This is a genomic window from Brevibacillus schisleri, from assembly GCF_055685845.1.
The window spans coordinates 3,379,957-3,397,671 of the sequence record NZ_JBVNDM010000001.1; the positions used below are offsets into that span (position 1 = coordinate 3,379,957).

The following is a 17,715-nucleotide window of genomic DNA, read 5'->3' on the forward strand; positions in this document are numbered from 1 at the left end:
TCCCTGTTACGTTAAAAGTCTGAAGCATACTACTTTCGGTTCGGTCATTTCTTGCAGGGCAAAGGCAATTCCCTCACGACCGATTCCTGATCCTTTCACGCCACCGAACGGCATCGCATCGATACGGTAATCAGAACTATCGTTAATCATAACACCTCCCACTTCTAGTTTGTAAATAGCAGAAAATGCCTTGTCCACTTCACGTGTGAAAATGCCAGCTTGAAGTCCGAAAGGTACTTGGTTCGCTTCACGTATAGCAGTATCCAAATCCGCGACCTTGAAAATAGAGACGACCGGACCAAATACTTCATCCTTCGCAATCTTGCAATTCGCCGGCACATTGATTAATACGGTCGGTTCGTAATAGGCACCGTTACGTATCCCCCCGCAAAGCAGCGTCGCACCTTTCTGCACCGCTTCAGTCACCCAATTCTCAACTCGTTTCGCTTCGTTTTCCGAGATCATGGGACCCATATCGGTTTCTTCCGATAATTTGTCTCCGACTCGGTATTGTTTCGTAAGCGTGACGAACCGATCAACGAATTCATCATAAATTTCCTCCTGTGCATAAATGCGCTGTACTCCTAGACAATTTTGACCAGCTGCCCAAAACGCACCCGACACAGACGACTCTACCGCTAGTTCCAAATCAGCATCTTTCAAGACGATGACGGGTGAGTTGGAGCCTAGCTCCATGCTCATCTTTTTTAGCCCGGCTTTTTTCATGATCGCTTCTCCAGTAGCTAGCCCACCTGTAAACGAAATCATTCGAATTGCCGGATGAGTGATTAATGCCTCCCCCATGTCATTCGTAAAGCCAGTAATAATGGAGAGCACCTTCGGAGGAAGTCCCGCTCTATCAAATGCTTCTGCAAGCAGCAAGGCACTCAAAGGTGTCGTTGGCGCAGGTTTGACAATAATGGCATTTCCAGCAGCAATCGCGGGTCCGATTTTGTGTGCGACGAGGTTCAACGGATCGTTAAACGGTGTGATGGCAGTAATGATGCCAACCGGAAAACGGTAGTAATAGCCGACGCGATTTTCGCTGCCTGGCATTTGGTCAAATTGTATCGTTTCTCCGTAAATTCGTCTCGCTTCTTCCGCACTGATCCGCAATGTCTCTACACAACGCCTTACTTCCTTTCTTGCTTCCCGGATCGTTTTACTTCCCTCAAGAGCAATGACCTTCGCATATAGTTCTTTGTTCTCGGAAATCCAATCAGCGGCACGATGGATGATAGCCATCCGCTCATGCACTGGAATGGCCGCCGCTATCGTTTGTCCATCTTTTGCCTCTTCAATGGCGAATAGTACGTCGTCCTCATTAGCAGCCGGCACCGTTGCAATGATGCTATTATCATGCGGATTATGAACGTTCATTTCTTTATCGCGGGATACCCACTTCCCAGCTAGAAACATCTTTTTTTTAATGAAAGTTTCCGTCATCATCAAGTATAGACCTCCAGTCGAATTTCTTTTGCCCTACAATTGGCCACGGCTAATGTTGATCAAATCAATGAGAATAGAGAAGCCAGTCTCTGTGCGCCCAGCTCCTGCACCGATAAGCGTAATCGGACCTGCCAAATCGCAGTGATAGGTGATCGCGTTTTGCGCCCCTAATACGCCTGCCAACGGGTCGGTTAACGGGATTGCTTCGGGACCAACCTTTGCCATTACATGCTCCCCTTCTTTAACAACTCGTGCGATCAGCTTCCATCTTTTCTTATTTTCTTTTGCCCATTGAATGTCTTGTGGGGTAAGTTTCGAAATTCCTTCACGCGCGATCTCGTCTCTTTGAATATGAGCGTTCATGATCGTGTTTGCCAAAATCGTTACTTTATATTGAGCATCAAAGCCTTCGACATCGTTTCGCGGATCTGCCTCTGCATACCCGAGAGATTGCGCTTCTGCCAAGGCGTCCTCATAGGTCAATCCTTCCTCCATCCTAGTGAGGATATAGTTTGTTGTTCCATTGAGAATTCCGCGAATTTCGGAGATGTCGTTACCTACCAATGAAACGAGTGGCATACGGATGGATGGCGTTCCACTCATAACTGTTCCTTCATAGCACCAGCGAACCCCGTTTTGTTTTGCTACTGTCTCCAACTCTCGGAATGCCAGAGAAACGGGTCCCTTGTTGCTCATCACGATATTTTTCTTACTTTCAAAGGCAGCCTTACAATGATCGATCGCTGGCTGACCTGTTTTAATATCCGTGAACGTCATTTCTACGATCGTATCCGCATTGCTTTCCCTAATCGTTTGAAAGCTGTCCCAGCCTTTGATTAAGCCAGGGGTATCAGGGTAGCTCTGCAAACTGCCCGTTTCGCCCACAATACGTAAAGCCAAAGAGAGATCCAGACCGTCTGGATGATAGAGGGAGCCTTTCATCAGATCAGAAATCGCTACTACTTTCGCCTCGAAACCTACATTTGCGTATAAAGCGTCCGCTTTCGTTTCCAAAATTTCCGCCAATCCTTGTCCTACCACTCCAAAACCGAGTAATGCTACTTTGTGTGTCATTCTGATTCGATCCTCCTACAATGCTGTTTTGTTCATCTGTGAAGCCAAATAGTTCAATGCCTGTTCGAGATCCGAAATCAAATCTTCCGTATCTTCAATCCCAACCGACATACGAACCAATCCTTCAGAAATCCCCAAGGCCATCCTCTCCTCAAGCGTGCATTCCACATGGCTGGTCGTCCTAGCTGGGCCATAAATCGTCTCGACAGCACCCAAATTTCCCGCCCGGTTTCCTAACCGCAAATGAGGCAGAAAAACTTTAATCGCCTCCATTTCACCTTTCAGAACAAAACTAAGAATACCCCCGAATCCACTCATCTGCCGTTTGGCGACCTCATGATTTTTGTGGCTTTCTAATCCCGGATAATAGACAGCTTCCACGCACTCTTGTTTTTGCAGGAATCGGGCAACTTCCATCGCGCTTTTCGCTTGCTGCTCTACCCTGAGCTTTAATGTTTTCATCCCCCGCAAAATGAGGTAGGCGGACCAAGGATCCATCGTTGCTCCATTTATTTCTCTGTAGTGATACACTTTTTCCATCAACTGCTGAGAACCGCAAACGACTCCGCCCAATGCGTCCGCATGCCCGCTTAAAAATTTGGTGGCGCTGTGAATAACGAGATCAACACCGAGTAGAAGCGGATTTTGATTTATAGGGGTCGCAATCGTATTATCGATAACAACCAATGCCCCGACTGATTTTGCTAGCTTGGCCAAATGCTCGATGTCCACAATTTTCAATGTCGGATTCGTTGGTGATTCCAAATAAAGTAACTGGCAGCCCTTTTGAATTTCTGTTTCAATTTCTTCTTGATTGCCGGTGTTGCACAAAACAACATCAACATTAATATTGGGCAAAAATTCAGTGAAAATTTTGTTCGTACCACCGTACGTATCTTTTATTGAGACCACCCTGTCACCTGGTCGTAAAAATGTATACAAAGTACTGCTGATCGCAGCCATGCCGGATGAAAACGCTATTGCTCGCTCGGCCCCTTCCAGCGTTCTCAGTTTTTCTTCAAAGGCCTGAACAGTTGGGTTGGTCATGCGATTGTATATATGGCCCGGTTTATTCCCGATCGCTACGTCATACCATTCATCCACATCATCATATCCATAAGCTACACTTAACACGACAGGGACTTGTGTAGAACCAAAAGCCATAAACTCCTTTTCGCCAGCCCAAACCGTTTTTGTACCCATTAGACTGTTGGAATTATCGATTTTTTTCATTTTTGCCTCCACCTTTGCAGAAATAACTTAACTCATGTAAAGAATATACAATATATAATATAATTATTGGTGAACACCTCCTGTTCAATGATGAACATTCGTGATGTTTTTTATGTTTAGTATATTGTATATTTTGTATTGTATTATTCGTTTCTAAAAAACACAATAGTCTTATTTTTTTTATTTTAAAAAAAACGACAAGAGTTGTTACTACTCTTGTCGACTGACCAGTCAAACTTATTTCTATTAAATCATCTCAGGATGCTCAATCTTCCAGTGATGGAATTGGATCAAGTTCGCCAAAGCATCTGAATCTCGTTCTTTAAAATAACGCAAGATCTGTTTATGTTGGTCGTTCATTTGTTTTAGGATGACATACAGTTTTTCCGAGTCGTTGCTCAAATAGGACTGCCGAATAAAACTATTTTGCAATGATTCCATCATCGTAATCAGTGTATGGTTGTTGCACTTGTCGATGTACACCTTATGGAAAGCGGTTTGATATTTTTGATAATCATCGTAATTGTTCTCTTGGATCGACACATCAATTTTCCGTATATACTCCTCCATCATGGACATATCACTGTCCGTGATAAACTCCATTGACAACCGTGCAGCCAAGGCATCCAATGAACCAATGACGGCGAATACATCCAACTTTTCTTTCGTATTTAGTTCCTTTACGAGAAAGCCGCGTCTCGGAATATACTCCAGGAGATTATCCGAGGACAACTGGATGAGTGCTTCCCGAACGGGAGTCCTGCTGACCTCCAGCTTTTCACAGATCTCTGCTTCATTAATCTTGTGATTTGGCAGCAATGTTCCATTCTGGATTCGCGAAGCAATATATTTGTATACGTGGTCTTTTAATGAGTCGTATTTGCGAGTAATCATCGTTCACCTCAATCAACATAATATTTTGTATTTAATATTATGGTAGCATTGCACAATCTTTTGTTCAAGGTGTACCCCCCCTGCTAGAAGAACCTCGAAATGTAAATGTATCCCGGTTGTTTGTCCAGTTGTACGAATGTTTCCAATTGGTTGGCCTGCTGTAATAAAATTAGAAATACCAATTGATAAATCTCTCCGAGGGTTGGTCTGACTGGTCCGCCACTAATTCTTCCGATCATTTTTAATTCCTTTCTTGAACACTTTTCTCAGGAGTGGCATTTTGATTTAATACCATGGATTTTGAAGTGCAGTTTTGTTTAATTTAATAACACCTTGCGACCAAATGGTTACACGTGCTTTTCGATACAGATTATTTCTTATGCCTTGGGTAAGTTGTATATATTTCTAATGCCTTATACTCTCATGATGATTTCTATTCATCAATCCGATTCAAACTATCCAGTCATCCATACATCCGTATTATTTGAGCATAGTAATTACTCTTGTAAGGTTTGGGATTTCACCGTAAGCATAGGAAAAAACTGATTCAGGTTTCCCTGGTAGATAAACTCGAATGGATATATGTTTTACTTCTGACGCTTTTACTCGGAGAGGCGTACCTTCTTTAAAATAAAGATCCCTATCACGAGGTTCGCCCCTGTATATGGAAACTCTCACTGTCATATTCTTCGGTTTAGGAATTACATTTTCACCCGTAAGTGCTGCAAAAATATCTGCCCTAAATATATTGGGTAACTCTGTTCCGAGGTCGGCAACACGCCCTTTAAACTGCTTAACGATATTTCGAAATCCTAGGATATCAATAAAAGCAACATAACGTAAGTTTCTATTCATAACCTACATTTTTCCTCATCAATAAGTCTTTATATAGAATTTACCAGCTTTATTTTACCAAAATGAGTGAGATACGGTAATATTTGCTGAACGGTTGTTATGTCTAATTTACATTTCAGTAAACGCAAAAAAAGAAGACCGTTTAGGACACCCTGAACTACTACCCGTTAGATGGACACTTTGAAAAAAGTGACCGTCTAACGGTTTTTTGTGTTTTAATCATCATTAACGAGAAATGAGTGGGGATATGTTAGATGAGTAAAAACAGAATAAGTTTTACGGAACATGAGATACATATGTTAGAAAAAAATCAAAATGTACTTCGAGTAACAGGGAAAAACATCACGTATTCTCCTATGTTCAAATTTACCGCTGTACAGGCATATCGAGAGGGACAAACGCCGATTGAGATATTTCTTCAGGCAGGTTTCCCCTTAGAAATAATGGGTCGTCATACACCAAAAAAATGCTTACATCGATGGAGAAAAGTATGTACGACTTTTGGTGAAGCTGGATTAATTGAGGAGCGCAGAGGCAAGGGGAGCACCGGTAGAAAGTCAGAGGGAGAATTATCAGCAAAAGAAAAACTGAGACGTGCTGAAGCACGAATTAGGCTTCTGGAAGCAGAGAACGAACTTTTAAAAAAGCTAGAAGCGCTCGAAAGACAAACCAATAAGACGTTATCGTCTCCCGAGCGCTTTCAGCTTATTAGCATAGTTCTTCGTAAACATGGCTTGAAGCGTGTAACCCGTTATCTATGCCAGATTGCTGAAGTGAGCTCAAGTGGCTATTATCGCTGGTGTAGTGCTGAGGAACAGCGACAAATTCGAGAAGAAGCCGACGAACGAGACTTCCTGCTCATCAAGGAGCATTTCGAAACTCGAAAAGGGAGAGCAGGAGTGCTGGTCATTAAAATGAGATTGGAGCGAATGAACGGTGTCGTGATGAATCATAAAAAGATTCGTCGTCTTATGCAAAAGTTTAAGCTAGTCACTCTTATTCGGAAAGCGAATCCGTATCGAAAAATGGCCAAGGCTACTCAGGAACACCGCACATGCCCAAACCTACTTAAACGTCAGTTTGATCAAGGTATACCCGAGAAGGTTCTACTTACTGACATTACTTATTTGCGCTATGGTACTGGTCAATGGGCATATTTGTCTTGCGTAAAAGATGGGGCGACCAAACAGATTTTGGCACACTATCTGTCTTCGACATTGGAGTTATCACTAGTGAAACGGACACTAGACTTATTAATCAAACGATTGGACGGTAACGTCCATCCTGATGCTATTTTTCATTCGGATCAAGGAATGCACTACACTCATCTTACAACGAGGCGCCTTATTGCTGAGGCTGGTTTTAAGCAGTCGATGTCTCGCAAAGGTAACTGCTGGGACAACGCTTCAATGGAATCGTTCTTCGGTCATATGAAAGACGAACTCGAATATAAGGACTGTGTTTCACTTCAAGAGTTGCGTCAACGCGTCAACGAATATGTAACCTATTACAATTCAGAGCGTTATCAGTGGACATTAAAAAAGATGACTCCTGATGAAACCAGAAATCATCTCATTGCTGCTTAATTTGCAACAGGCTCTTTTTAAATACTGTCTATTTCTAGGGGAGTAGTTCACCCCCACTTGGAGACTTAAAAGAACACCTTATATTCGACTTAAATCTACAGATAAATTTCGACGAAATATGCATGATTTCCTTTAATTGGTATGAGGGAAGCTGTTCACAGCTAATCTGCCAGAAATGTTGAATAAATACACAATGAAGCTAGCCGACAGTTTCCACTGCAGGCTGACTTCAAGACAGTTTTCAGATTAAGAAGCGGGGTGTATGAAGGTGAAACTCTCCTTTTTTAACGTTCCGTACGCTCTCCTCTCCGCCTCAATGGTCTTTTAAGCTTTAGACAGAAATGTTTGCTTAGGTAGCGAGTTCCCATTCACTCATGTCTGGACGAATCCTCATGAGTTCATTTCTTTCGTCTGGTGTTAGTAATTCTCTCCCTCTAACCGGCATACACTGCTCATCCTTTCATATTATTGCTAAGCTATTTTTTCTACTTCGGATTGTAAATCAGCACGTGTTGCTTTGACGTAAATCATTGTTGTATCTAAGCTGTCGTGCCCCATAATTTGCGCTAACCGATGTAATGGAGTGTTGTCGGCCATGACATAGCCGAATCGATGGCGTAAATCGTGAGCACTCAATCCTTCTAATCGAGCTAACTTCATGTATTTTTGAATGAGATGTCGTAAAGTACGTTCAGTTAAACGGTCACCAGTTTTTTTCGATGGGAATAAATACGGACTATCTGGAGACAAGTCCGCCAAATACTTTTCCAAGATGATCCGGCAGGTTGCATTCAGCGGTACTTCTGCGTACGGAGTTCCAGGACAAGCTTCAAAAAGCAAATGAAGAATCTACGACAAGAATTCAGGCTCTTTATGAACGGATCGAGCGGATCAGAAAGGAACATGAAGAAGATTTAAAAAAGCAGGAAAAAGAATATGAGCAGCAGATCGAGGAATTGAAAAAGAAAGAGTAACGAAGAAGCCGGTTTTCCTTAGCGTACAGGATACCGGCCTTTTTTCTGTCAATCAGGGCTTAGCGTACAAAATCCGCACTTTGTTGGCGGTACCCCCTTATGATGTTTACGATCTGCTCCCGATCAAACACATCTGTAATAACAGCTTTTGCTCCTAATTTTTCGATCGCCTGTCCTTGTTCCTCTCGACGAGTCATTCCGATCACTTCGTGACCTGCTTGTATTATTGTCGGAAGTAAAAAGCGTCCAACAACACCACTTGCTCCAGCAAACCTGAAGCCCCACTGTCAGGTGACTTGCTCTCTCATGCTGAGATTCTCACTTGGCTCTCTTTCTTCTGAGGTTTCTTCAGTTTTGGTCTGATTTCGTTTCTTGAGCTCCCGCGTAATTAGCAAGGTCAAGAAAACAAAAATAACCGCTAACATTAGAAGAAACACCCCAAGCTCTTCCCAATAGTACATCATGTTTCCGCCACGAAGACCCATTCCACGGAAGATTTTGAAGTACCATGTTGCCGGGATCAGATTGCTCATGATTTGGATGGGCTGTGGAAAGAGGATTATGGGGGAAAGCACACCAGATAACAAGAACGCAGGCGAGATCAGTATCTGAGCCCTACCAGCAGCACTAAGCGGATGCTTGGCAGTCCAGCCTATCAACATTCCAAGCCATGCGCTCACTAAACAAAATAATCCAAGGGGTACTATATATTCCAATGGGCTTGCAACAAAACGCATGCCCCCGATTTGTTTAAGCGCTGCTAACGTAAAAATCATGGCTATCATGTAGACGATCGTGTAAGGCACAACTCTCAACAATAAACCGATTGGCTGCTTCAAATCATCTGCCAGCCTACCTTCAACCCGTAAACGTGGAACGATGGTGAGGGTTTGTCCATAAATGATTCCTAAAGAAATAATGGTGATATAACCGATGCCTATAAAATTCAGATTATCGTTCGTCGGATTAAATAGGAACCGCTGCTGAAGCGCAAGGTTGGAAATCGTAGCCGAGATCTGATCATCGGCCAATCCCAACGCTTTCAATTTCCCTACTGTTGGAGCCGTGCTATTCTCAATTGAGATGATTTCCGTCATAGCTGAGCGTAAATTTCCTGTAGCAGATGGGACCGAATAATCTACCAGAAAGCCGATGTTGGACTGCTTGCCCTGGTAACGGTTCTGCTCCAATCCGTGCGGGAGATAGATCACCGCTATGTACTTTTCATTGGAGAGAAGCACCTCAGGATCAACATCCTGGTGAAGAATTGTCTTTACATCAATATATTGGGAAGCGTTTACCCTGTTAATCAGTTGTTGGCTGTATAAACTATTATCCTCGTCTATGATCGCTATGGGTGTCTTGACAATTTGATTGTTGCTAAATACATACCCAAAGAAAACCGAAATAATTAGAGGGGTAAGGATTGCTTTTCGAACAAATTTGCCACTTAACATCAAATTCCATTCTTCAAGAAAAGCCCTCACTTTATATTCACCTCAATGGTCATTCCCGGGAGAATGTTTTTTGTACGTTCAGGATATACGCGGATCTGAAAGGTATTCAGATCGGATTGACCTTTTTCTCTGCTCATTCGGAGACTCGCAAACTGGGGCGCGGCCGTAATAAATTTAATCATCCCGGTTATATCCTGATCAGTCGATACCAAGTGACCAGCAACCGATTGACCAACCTTGAACTTCGCAGCCTGGGTCTCATCCACATAAAAGTCGTAGTATATCTGGTTCGTCTCTAACAAGATAACTGGAACACCAGCGGAAACGTTCTCACCCGTTTTGGGGATTACTTTGACAATCTTTCCATCATGAGGCGCACGAAGAGTCAGACGATCTTTTTGAACGCGAAGCGACTCCAGTTGAATTTGCAAGGCTTCTCTTGATTTGATTAACAAGTCGATTCCCATTGCGCTGTTTTGTAATTCCGCTTTAGACTGTGCGACCACTTCCAAACCCAGCATTGCTTTTTCCGTCGCCTGGCGTGCCAGATCTTTATCTTGTTGTTGTGCACCTCTACTCATTTGGCGATATGTTTCATCCTGTTGTTTCAATGAATTTTGCGCACTGGTTACTTGAAGGTAAGCCGTATCCAAGGATGCTTTTGGAACCGCACCGCTTTCATATAATGAGTGGATCCGATCATAATTGGTCTGAGCGTTTTTCAAGGATTCACTTGCCGTATCAACAGCCAGGCGCTGCTTTTCCAGTTCTTCCTTTCTGGTTCCTTCTAAAATTTTGCTTTCAGCCGTTTGAGCACTCCGAATCCCAAGAGACGCTTGACTCTCTTGGGTTTCTATCTTCTGTTCACCAATTCGAATGGAATCCTGCATCTGTTTGATCCTTATATCTGTCGATTGAATGTCTGATGTTACTTTCGCAATTTGCAGGTTGACGTCAGTGGGATCTAACTGAAGCATTACGTCCCCTCTTTTTACTTCCATCTCTTCCTGTACAGCAACATTTGTTACCTTTCCACCCACCTGCTGGAACGAAACATTAATTTGTTCAGCGGTTACAATACTGCCTTTTTGCTGCATGGCGAGTGAAACAGCATCTTTTCCACCTAGTAGAAGCCCAATCCCACCTAAAGCTGCTATCACTATTAAAATAACGATGGTTGCTATATTTTTTTTCATCGTGGTTTCTCTCCCAAATTATTACTATTTGTGCAATACTGTTCTCACTTTGCCAAGAAGAAATCTTTGTGTCGGTTTTCCAAATCCGTCAATCGCTTTATACCATCTTTGGTAAACCGCATTTCGACATAAGTGAATCATTTGCTAGTTTAAATTGCGGATATGCACAGCAAAGTCAATATCCACTCCGTACCACTACTAAAATTACGATGGCTGTCATATTTTTCACCAGAACCATATTGGTTCCTCTCGTAGTTAATTTCTACATGTGAACTTTTGTTCTCATTCGATCTCTTCTTTACGTGAACCTTCTTGTGAATAGTTCAGTCCCATGTCTATGGAGGGAAGGATCTGCTGAAAGCTTTGAGCAGATCCATGTTTGACTGTCCGCAATAAGCTGGAAATCAGCATCCCCAATATGTCCCACTTTTACAGAAATAGTCTTGTTCTGAATGACAACCGTTGCTTGAGCTTCTTCTTCTCCAGTAAATGTAAAATGATAGGTAGCCGCTAAATCTTTTGCTTGATTTCTTTAAACATATGGGGTACCCCTGCCAAAAATGCGCGTATTGATTTCGTGCGTAAGCCATTGCTCACCAGCCGCACTTGTTTATGAGGAAAATGCTTTCTGACATACTCCTCTGCGTCGGATCTCGGTACGACATACACCATTTCCTTTTTATCCTGCAGCGGTTTAGCAACTTCCTGGAAAAAATTCTTGCGATCGGCAAGAAAAGGGCCAATCACATCTTCTCCGGCAGGACAAACGGATAAACAGTAGGCTGCTTTATAGTTGGCTCCAAAAGAGAGGCTATGCCACATGGAAGCCGTCTCTGCGTCATTGACTTTCGCTCTGTATTCTTTTGAATTTTTACTGTCGGTAATGGTTTCTACCCAATCGGTGAAGCCGCCGGAAAATTCTCGATAGTTGTGTGTATAACAGGCAGAGAAATTAAAGTGACCGTCAGCGAGATGACCCATGCCTTGCCGGTACTTGTGACCTCCATCGGAAACCCTGCCGGTGGATTCAATGCTTTGACGCCTTGTGCTTCAAGCTCCTTCACAATTTGATGTCCGATATGCGTCACATCATCGATGACATGATGAAATTCCGCATTGGCAATGGACCTTGCTGTTGAACGCAAAGGTTCACGGTTCATTTTGCAGACGAAACTGATCAGTGTCCTCGCCTCGGGAAACAGACTCATAATGTCTTTGCGCTGGTCATCGAGTTCAGTTCTGCCAATTGAAACGAATCCGACATCGTCCGCTCCTGCTTACAGACATAGATCACGCAGCCATTGCGTATCAACAGGAGTACTATGGGTTCCGTGAGCTGCTTCCAGTTTCATGCGGTACATCTTAACAGTCGTATGGTCATTCATTGTCGATTTTGACACTTTGTACAACTCCTTTATGAAGATGTTGTGATAAAGACAAGAGCCTTGGAATAAAGTTTGCTTGCATCCAGAATGTTCTGGCTTAATTCGGCGTTATTTACCGAACGGGCAAGCAGCAGAGAGCCAACCATAGCACTAATGATAGCCATGCTTTTCTGATCGTTGTTTCCAACCATTCCGGAAATGAAGGAAATGAACCGGGTGAACTCTTCCGTAAATGTCTCTCGGATCTCATCGGAAGAGCGTGAGATTTCACTGGACAAAGTGGGGAGAATACAGCTTTTTTCCAACTTGTCCCGGCGAGTTGTGCTTAGGTAATAATCGATGACTGTTTGTATTTTCGAATCATCCTCCTTATGATCCGCAACGCTTTTCAGCAGAGCAATCGTTTCTCCAATCGCTTTCCTGCACGTTTCGGCGACAAGCTGATCTTTATTCGCAAAGTGAGCGTAAAATCCGCCATGCGTTAAACCTGCACCCTTCATAATTTGCGGCACGCTCACCTCTTTAATGCCTTTCTTGCGGAATGCATCTGCAGCACTTCCCACGATTTTTTCACGAACTTTCATTTTGTGTGTTTGGGTATAAGACATGCCTATCACTCCCGTAAAACATGTGCCCTAAAATATTATAATAATCATATTTTAGCCGTCAAATAGGAACAGAAAATGACGGAAATAGCTGAAAGTGGAGAGGATGTGGCTGGATGCAACGCCGCCACATAGCCTTCGGGACCTGATCCAATAACCAAAGTGGCCGATGGTTTAAGCAACGTACATATGGAGAACTGACCACAGCCCCTTGTCGTAGAAGACCGTTTTCTGCTCCGCTTCAAGTACTGCTTGTTTTCTGTACTCCGCCTGGCTGACGGCATCTTTCCCTTTTACGGTAAGAAGCAGGCCTCCTGCAACAAGTAAGATTGCGATACCAAAATATAAACCTATTTTAAGCTTCATTGTCCCGTTCTACCTATCTTGATTGTCCCTAGACTGTATTTTGTTTATTTTCTTGTGTTTTTTTTGCTGCGTTGCCGGCAGCCTCCATGATCACTTCTCCCATGGTGGGATGGGGATGGATAGTCATCGCCAAATCCTCCACGGTTGCTCCCATCTCAATCGCCAATGCAAGCTCTGAAATGAGAGTTGACGCCTCTGCCCCAACGATTTGCGCGCCCATGACGATGCCTGACACCGGATCGGCGACCACTTTGACAAACCCTACTGCCGCTTTCAGCGCCAACGCTCTGCCGTTTATCGAAAATGAAGATTTCCCAACGACAACCGGAATCGCTTTTGCCTTGCACTCCGTTTCGGTTAACCCGACGCTCGCCAACTCCGGCTCGGAAAAAACGACAAGCGGAATCGCTTTGTAATCGACGGCAGAAGGCTCGCCCGCAATGGCTTCCGCCGCAACCTTGGCTTCATAAGAAGCCTTATGGGCAAGTGCAGGTCCGTTTGCAATATCGCCTATTGCGAAAATATGCGGAATCGCCGTTCTGCATTGTTCGTCTGTTTCTATCAATCCTCTGCTCGTTGTCGGCAATCCGATACGGTCCAGCCCCAAGCTCCCGTCCGTATTCGGTTTTCTTCCGACAGTCACTAACGCATATTCAGCGCGAACAAGATGCTCTTCATCGTTTTTTAAATAGTGGAGGGTAATCCCTTCCGTATCCTGTTCAGCTTTAACGGCTTTCGCCCCCGTAATGATGGTTACGCCGTCTGTGTTCAATTGCCTTCCTACAAGAGCTGTAAGGTCCGCCTCAAACCCGGGCAGCACTTGTTCTCCTCCCTCGAGAATCGTCACCTTGGTGCCGAATTTGGCAAACATTTGTCCCAGCTCCACGCCAATATATCCCCCGCCTATAACGACCAGACTGGCTGGAAGTTGAGAAAGCGACAGCGCTTCTGTGGAAGACAAAATACGATCGCCGAATGGCAAAGCCTGCAACTCTATCGGACGAGAACCCGTTGCCAATATTGCGTATTTAAATGAAATCAATTGTTCCGTTTCCGGTCCTTTCATCACAACTGTATGCTGGTCAATAAAGCTTGCCTCCCCCTCGAGAATCGTTACTCCAGCACTTCTTAACAAGTAATGCACTCCACCGGACTGTTTGTTTACGACCGCTTGTTTGAACGCTTGAGCCTCCTCAAAGGATACCGAGGCGACCGCATGATTCCATTGACTGTGCAAATTGTAGCGGTGTGCTTCCGCTATCAACGATTTGGAAGGAATACAGCCTATATTCGTGCACACTCCGCCAATTTGAGCGCGTTCGACAACGACCGTCGTCATTCCAAGCTGCGCCGAGCGCACCGCAGCCGCATAACCACCCGGACCTGAGCCAATGACCAAAGTATCTATCCGTTTAAGCTCGCTCATCTCCCTTGCGCCTCCCTAAATAAAATATTATGATCGTAATATATTATTATCATCATATTTTGAAGCGGTCAATAGTTCCCTAGAAATTGACGTGTTAAATTATGACGATTATAATATTTTTAAATATGAATTTAGATGTGAAGAGGTGACTGCAATGCCCTATCCTGAAGGCCATAAGATCAAAGTTCGGGGCCGTATCATCGAAAGTGCCGCCAAAGCGTTTCGTACAAATGGAATACGCGACATCAGCATTCCGTTCATTATGAAAGGAGTCGGTCTGACCCATGGGGGATTCTATTCACACTTTGACAATAAAGAACAACTAGTCTCGGAAACGTGCCAATATGCCATAAGCGATACGATATCACTTTTGCAGAAAGCAGCTGAGAAGGAGGAGGGAAAACCTAAGATCGATACGGTTATCGATTATTATTTAAGTACGTATCATCGTGATCAAACTGAGATGGGTTGCATTCTCCCCGCTCTTTCCAGTGAGATATCCAGATCAACCGAAGAGGTGCGTCAAGTCTTCACCCGCGAACTGCAACGGATGATTGATTTTATTTCCACTCTGGCACAAATCAATAAATCCACTGGGAGTGCAGTTCTTAGCATGATGGTTGGAACGCTTGTGCTAGCTCGGTCGGTTAATGATTCTAAGCTTAGCGACAGCCTCCTGGAAACGGGCAAACAGCAGGCTAAAGGGATAATAAAGACCAATCAATAAAAATAGCCGACACGGCTGCTTTTGAATCATTCACCAAGCAAGTAAATGGGATGTCTATCCGATTTCCTCTACTACAAATATTGTGGTCGTGCATTTTCGGACTCAAAGTTAACCTAGAAAATAACTTGTGTTCTCTAATACTTAATAGCCGGCATAACTACTCAAATACAAAAAGAAAGAGGAACTGTCTGACGCCCACATGTTAACAAAAGTACTATACAGCGAAAACCTGCCTAATCATTCCATAAAGGGGCAGATTGGTCTTATGGCCACTGCCGACATAGAGCAAAGGGAAATTAGGGTTAAAACCTTTGCACTTCAAGGGGAAGGAAAGTAGAAAATGAAGACGTGAATTTTTGGTATGCATATACCCAATATACAGATCTTGCTACACCGCAACCTTGGGGGGAGTTGATGTAGGTGAGTGGTTTGTTAGTAAAGGCTCTCATACCGAGAAAGCTTTTTGGGCTTTCGAAGATATCATCAAGACAAAATTGCCTTGGTTTACAAAAATTTTGGAAAGACCCCCGTCGTCTGGTACCCTACAGCATCAAATCTGGCGTACTATTCTCCAGGTGACAAAGTATACCTTTACGGGCAGCCCCGAAACCCGTGTCAATTAAACAAATGGATCCCTCTTGTTGATTCAGATCCATTTTTTGCAGAACGTTCCAGTTCCCTATTTCTCACATTGATGTTTTTATCACAAATTATTCAATTGTTTTTCTTTGATATTAGTGAACTTCTGTTTGAAAACATACACTTTAACAAATATTCTGAAATTGTTCTTAATTAAAATCGTCATTTCGATTAATGTATTGGAGATAGTCCAAAAATACAACATCACATTGTAATCCTAATAGATCGATCAACTAGCTGTAATAGTTTATACACTTCAACATCTGTTACAGAAGCGGGGATTTGTGAAAGTAAGTTTATATTATTTAATGAATCCTCTCTAAGATCTGATTCGTATCCAAAATTAATAAGCTTGCGTATTAATAACGGATGATGAGTAAGCCCAGCCATCAGAACGTGATAATGTTGACCGGGCCCAGGAAGTTAGCCAAGAAAAAACGCTGCTTCAACGGCAGCGTTTCTCTGTTAACGTCTATGAAATCCTTGTTTCTCCACAAATTCCTTAATAAACATTCTAGTAGGTTTGGACAGCATTGCTGCCATTTGGCCTGTCCAAGTATCGCTTCTCTCTCCGCCAGTCCGCTGCAAGTAGTACTCTTGAATCGTTTTGTTGTATTCTAACAATTGTGCCGATTACAAGATCTGGCTGCAAGCTTGTGACTTTTTCCAAGCTAAGCTGGTTAATTTCCCCGATATCCTCGGCCGCTTTAGCCGCATCTGGTACGGGCGTTCCCGATGCTTTTGCTCGTGCGATCGCTGCACCCCCAAGCTGGTAGAATAGACCAAGCACCTCTGTATTCAGAATGACAACGCGTTCTGGTTTTTTCACTAAAACAACCTCTTGTCCTGTATCGTCAGTAAAGGTGAAAAAAGGCTGTGGGTTGGAAGACGACGTGTTGTCTGGATGACCGTCATGGTTCGAATAGGAACTACAACCGATTACAGCGAGCAACAATATAAGACTCAGCAGCGCAAACGTAATCTTACTTTTCATTTGCATTCCTACTTTCATTCAGCTTTTTGGATGGAAGGACTAGCTCCATGCTCGTCAAAGCGAATATCGTATTCCATGAATTTTGCCGTATCTGCTGCTACTTTCGTTCCGAGCAATCGACTTACCATATGAAAGGCCATATGGATGCCCGCAGAAATGCCTCCGGAAGTGACGATCCGATCCTCATCGACAAATTTGACACCTTCGACGACAGTTACTTTGGGGTATTCGCTTCTCATGCTATCTAGGCTTGCCCAATGAGTTGTCGCACGTTTACCATCGAGCAATCCGGCCTCGGCCAGTAGCAAAGCACCTGTGCAAACGGATGTCATCCATTGAACCTCTTCAGAGTGCTTACGGATCCAATCGAGCAATACTTTGTTGTGGATCTCACGCCTGATTCCTGCCCCTCCCGGAATAACTAGCAAATCATACGCAGGAGCGGTATGTATGCTATAGTCGGGAATCACCTTTAAACCGTTTCTCGCTGTGATAAAATGACCTGATTCCGAAATCGTGGTTACTTTGAAGGGCTTACATTCATTCGTTTGACCGCGATTCAGTGCCGTCACGGAAAACACTTCAAACGGACCCGCAAAGTCAAGCACTTCAACATCGTCAAACAACAAGATACCGATCTTCCAAGGTTGCATAAATACTCCCCCTATCATCGTTCATGCTTTAGCATGGATTTGCGGCAAACCATCATCTGCAAATGCAAGTAAGGAACAATTTTCTATGCCCAAATTATATAGAGCGGCCAAGGAAGGTAGAATGACTCACAAGAGCTATTGATGTGGCTATTATGTGAAGTTTTGTTGATCGATTCCAGAGGGGATATAACTCTCAGTAACG

Annotated in this window: 17 protein-coding genes and 3 pseudogenes; 3 read left to right on the top strand and 17 right to left on the bottom strand. The window is 43.6% G+C overall.

Annotation, left to right across the window (positions count from 1 at the left end; translation table 11 throughout):
• Window positions 1–6 precede the first annotated feature (6 nt).
• The 5 genes from ACUUHJ_RS16065 to ACUUHJ_RS16085 form a co-directional block, all read right to left on the bottom strand.
• Window positions 7–1,449 (bottom strand): aldehyde dehydrogenase family protein, encoded by a 1,443-nt coding sequence (locus tag ACUUHJ_RS16065; RefSeq protein ID WP_015891315.1) that lies wholly within the window; start codon window positions 1,447–1,449, stop codon window positions 7–9.
• Window positions 1,450–1,482: 33 nt separating this feature from the next.
• Window positions 1,483–2,523, bottom strand: a complete 1,041-nt coding sequence (locus ACUUHJ_RS16070; RefSeq protein WP_472299338.1) for a homoserine dehydrogenase — start codon at window positions 2,521–2,523, stop codon at window positions 1,483–1,485.
• 15 nt (window positions 2,524–2,538) lie between these two features.
• A complete protein-coding gene (locus ACUUHJ_RS16075) occupies window positions 2,539–3,756 on the bottom strand; it encodes a cystathionine gamma-synthase family protein (RefSeq protein WP_289672891.1) in 1,218 nt (405 codons plus the stop codon).
• Between the two features lie 246 nt (window positions 3,757–4,002).
• A complete protein-coding gene (locus tag ACUUHJ_RS16080; RefSeq protein ID WP_015891312.1) occupies window positions 4,003–4,650 on the bottom strand; it encodes a GntR family transcriptional regulator in 648 nt (215 codons plus the stop codon).
• 480 nt (window positions 4,651–5,130) lie between these two features.
• Window positions 5,131–5,505: a hypothetical protein gene (locus ACUUHJ_RS16085; RefSeq protein ID WP_289672889.1), complete on the bottom strand. Its 375-nt coding sequence runs from the start codon at window positions 5,503–5,505 to the stop codon at window positions 5,131–5,133.
• Window positions 5,506–5,801: 296 nt separating this feature from the next.
• On the opposite strand from ACUUHJ_RS16085, the gene ACUUHJ_RS16090 reads away from it, so the two are divergent.
• Window positions 5,802–7,091 (top strand): IS3 family transposase, encoded by a 1,290-nt coding sequence (locus ACUUHJ_RS16090; RefSeq protein ID WP_289673973.1) that lies wholly within the window; start codon window positions 5,802–5,804, stop codon window positions 7,089–7,091.
• A 471-nt stretch (window positions 7,092–7,562) separates the two neighbouring features.
• On the opposite strand, the pseudogene ACUUHJ_RS16095 reads toward ACUUHJ_RS16090, so the two are convergent.
• Window positions 7,563–7,895, bottom strand: a pseudogene (locus ACUUHJ_RS16095) (tyrosine-type recombinase/integrase); the annotation flags it as partial.
• Between ACUUHJ_RS16095 and ACUUHJ_RS16100 the strand changes: the two are divergent.
• On the top strand, window positions 7,877–8,065 hold the full coding sequence (locus ACUUHJ_RS16100) for a hypothetical protein (RefSeq protein ID WP_289678181.1): 189 nt from the start codon (window positions 7,877–7,879) through the stop codon (window positions 8,063–8,065). The pseudogene ACUUHJ_RS16095 and the gene ACUUHJ_RS16100 sit on opposite strands and share 19 nt — an antisense overlap.
• A 59-nt stretch (window positions 8,066–8,124) precedes the next feature.
• Here the strand turns inward: ACUUHJ_RS16100 and ACUUHJ_RS16105 are convergent.
• From ACUUHJ_RS16105 to lpdA, 9 genes and pseudogenes are all read right to left on the bottom strand, one after another.
• Window positions 8,125–8,322 (bottom strand): annotated as a pseudogene (locus tag ACUUHJ_RS16105) (NAD-dependent epimerase/dehydratase family protein); the annotation flags it as partial.
• A gap of 30 nt (window positions 8,323–8,352) precedes the next feature.
• A complete protein-coding gene (locus ACUUHJ_RS16110; RefSeq protein ID WP_472299339.1) occupies window positions 8,353–9,552 on the bottom strand; it encodes an ABC transporter permease in 1,200 nt (399 codons plus the stop codon).
• Window positions 9,549–10,718, bottom strand: coding sequence for an HlyD family secretion protein (locus ACUUHJ_RS16115; RefSeq protein ID WP_472299340.1), 1,170 nt, complete (start codon window positions 10,716–10,718; stop codon window positions 9,549–9,551). Before ACUUHJ_RS16115 ends, ACUUHJ_RS16110 begins: the two co-directional genes overlap by 4 nt.
• Before the next feature lie 298 nt (window positions 10,719–11,016).
• Window positions 11,017–11,187 (bottom strand): annotated as a pseudogene (locus tag ACUUHJ_RS16120) (hypothetical protein); the annotation flags it as partial.
• Window positions 11,188–11,228: 41 nt separating this feature from the next.
• On the bottom strand, window positions 11,229–11,699 hold the full coding sequence (locus ACUUHJ_RS16125; RefSeq protein ID WP_472299341.1) for a hypothetical protein: 471 nt from the start codon (window positions 11,697–11,699) through the stop codon (window positions 11,229–11,231).
• A gap of 296 nt (window positions 11,700–11,995) precedes the next feature.
• The gene (locus tag ACUUHJ_RS16130) at window positions 11,996–12,118 is read right to left on the bottom strand and encodes a hypothetical protein (RefSeq protein WP_289672881.1); all 123 of its coding nucleotides are present in this window, start codon (window positions 12,116–12,118) and stop codon (window positions 11,996–11,998) included.
• 14 nt (window positions 12,119–12,132) lie between these two features.
• Complete coding sequence (locus ACUUHJ_RS16135; protein WP_289672879.1) at window positions 12,133–12,711, bottom strand: TetR/AcrR family transcriptional regulator; 579 nt, start codon at window positions 12,709–12,711, stop codon at window positions 12,133–12,135.
• A gap of 171 nt (window positions 12,712–12,882) precedes the next feature.
• Complete coding sequence (locus ACUUHJ_RS16140) at window positions 12,883–13,074, bottom strand: hypothetical protein (RefSeq protein WP_289672877.1); 192 nt, start codon at window positions 13,072–13,074, stop codon at window positions 12,883–12,885.
• Window positions 13,075–13,102: 28 nt separating this feature from the next.
• Window positions 13,103–14,500: a dihydrolipoyl dehydrogenase gene (lpdA, locus tag ACUUHJ_RS16145; protein WP_472299342.1), complete on the bottom strand. Its 1,398-nt coding sequence runs from the start codon at window positions 14,498–14,500 to the stop codon at window positions 13,103–13,105.
• Window positions 14,501–14,654: 154 nt separating this feature from the next.
• On the opposite strand from lpdA, the gene ACUUHJ_RS16150 reads away from it, so the two are divergent.
• Window positions 14,655–15,227 carry a TetR/AcrR family transcriptional regulator gene (locus ACUUHJ_RS16150; protein ID WP_289672873.1) on the top strand — a complete coding sequence of 191 codons (573 nt, stop codon included), beginning with the start codon at window positions 14,655–14,657 and terminating at the stop codon, window positions 15,225–15,227.
• A 1,153-nt stretch (window positions 15,228–16,380) separates the two neighbouring features.
• On the opposite strand, the gene ACUUHJ_RS16155 is transcribed toward ACUUHJ_RS16150, so the two are convergent.
• Entirely contained in the window at window positions 16,381–16,860 is a 480-nt protein-coding gene (locus ACUUHJ_RS16155; RefSeq protein ID WP_472299343.1) for an ABC transporter substrate-binding protein, read from the bottom strand.
• 14 nt (window positions 16,861–16,874) lie between these two features.
• A complete protein-coding gene (locus ACUUHJ_RS16160; protein WP_472299344.1) occupies window positions 16,875–17,513 on the bottom strand; it encodes a DJ-1/PfpI family protein in 639 nt (212 codons plus the stop codon).
• Window positions 17,514–17,715 lie beyond the last annotated feature (202 nt).

Bases quoted from the DNA above. Each gene is read 5' to 3' on its own strand.
- ACUUHJ_RS16115 (WP_472299340.1), bottom strand. From the start codon at position 10,718: ATGAAAAAAAATATAGCAACCATCGTTATTTTAATAGTGATAGCAGCT.
- ACUUHJ_RS16090 (WP_289673973.1), top strand. From the start codon at position 5,802: ATGTTAGAAAAAAATCAAAATGTACTTCGAGTAACAGGGAAAAACATC.
- ACUUHJ_RS16065 (WP_015891315.1), bottom strand. From the start codon at position 1,449: ATGATGACGGAAACTTTCATTAAAAAAAAGATGTTTCTAGCTGGGAAG.
- ACUUHJ_RS16140 (WP_289672877.1), bottom strand. From the start codon at position 13,074: ATGAAGCTTAAAATAGGTTTATATTTTGGTATCGCAATCTTACTTGTT.
- ACUUHJ_RS16085 (WP_289672889.1), bottom strand. From the start codon at position 5,505: ATGAATAGAAACTTACGTTATGTTGCTTTTATTGATATCCTAGGATTT.
- ACUUHJ_RS16160 (WP_472299344.1), bottom strand. From the start codon at position 17,513: ATGCAACCTTGGAAGATCGGTATCTTGTTGTTTGACGATGTTGAAGTG.
- ACUUHJ_RS16080 (WP_015891312.1), bottom strand. From the start codon at position 4,650: ATGATTACTCGCAAATACGACTCATTAAAAGACCACGTATACAAATAT.
- ACUUHJ_RS16125 (WP_472299341.1), bottom strand. From the start codon at position 11,699: ATGGGTCATCTCGCTGACGGTCACTTTAATTTCTCTGCCTGTTATACA.
- ACUUHJ_RS16075 (WP_289672891.1), bottom strand. From the start codon at position 3,756: ATGAAAAAAATCGATAATTCCAACAGTCTAATGGGTACAAAAACGGTT.
- ACUUHJ_RS16135 (WP_289672879.1), bottom strand. From the start codon at position 12,711: ATGTCTTATACCCAAACACACAAAATGAAAGTTCGTGAAAAAATCGTG.
- ACUUHJ_RS16150 (WP_289672873.1), top strand. From the start codon at position 14,655: ATGCCCTATCCTGAAGGCCATAAGATCAAAGTTCGGGGCCGTATCATC.
- lpdA (WP_472299342.1), bottom strand. From the start codon at position 14,500: ATGAGCGAGCTTAAACGGATAGATACTTTGGTCATTGGCTCAGGTCCG.
- ACUUHJ_RS16155 (WP_472299343.1), bottom strand. From the start codon at position 16,860: ATGAAAAGTAAGATTACGTTTGCGCTGCTGAGTCTTATATTGTTGCTC.
- ACUUHJ_RS16070 (WP_472299338.1), bottom strand. From the start codon at position 2,523: ATGACACACAAAGTAGCATTACTCGGTTTTGGAGTGGTAGGACAAGGA.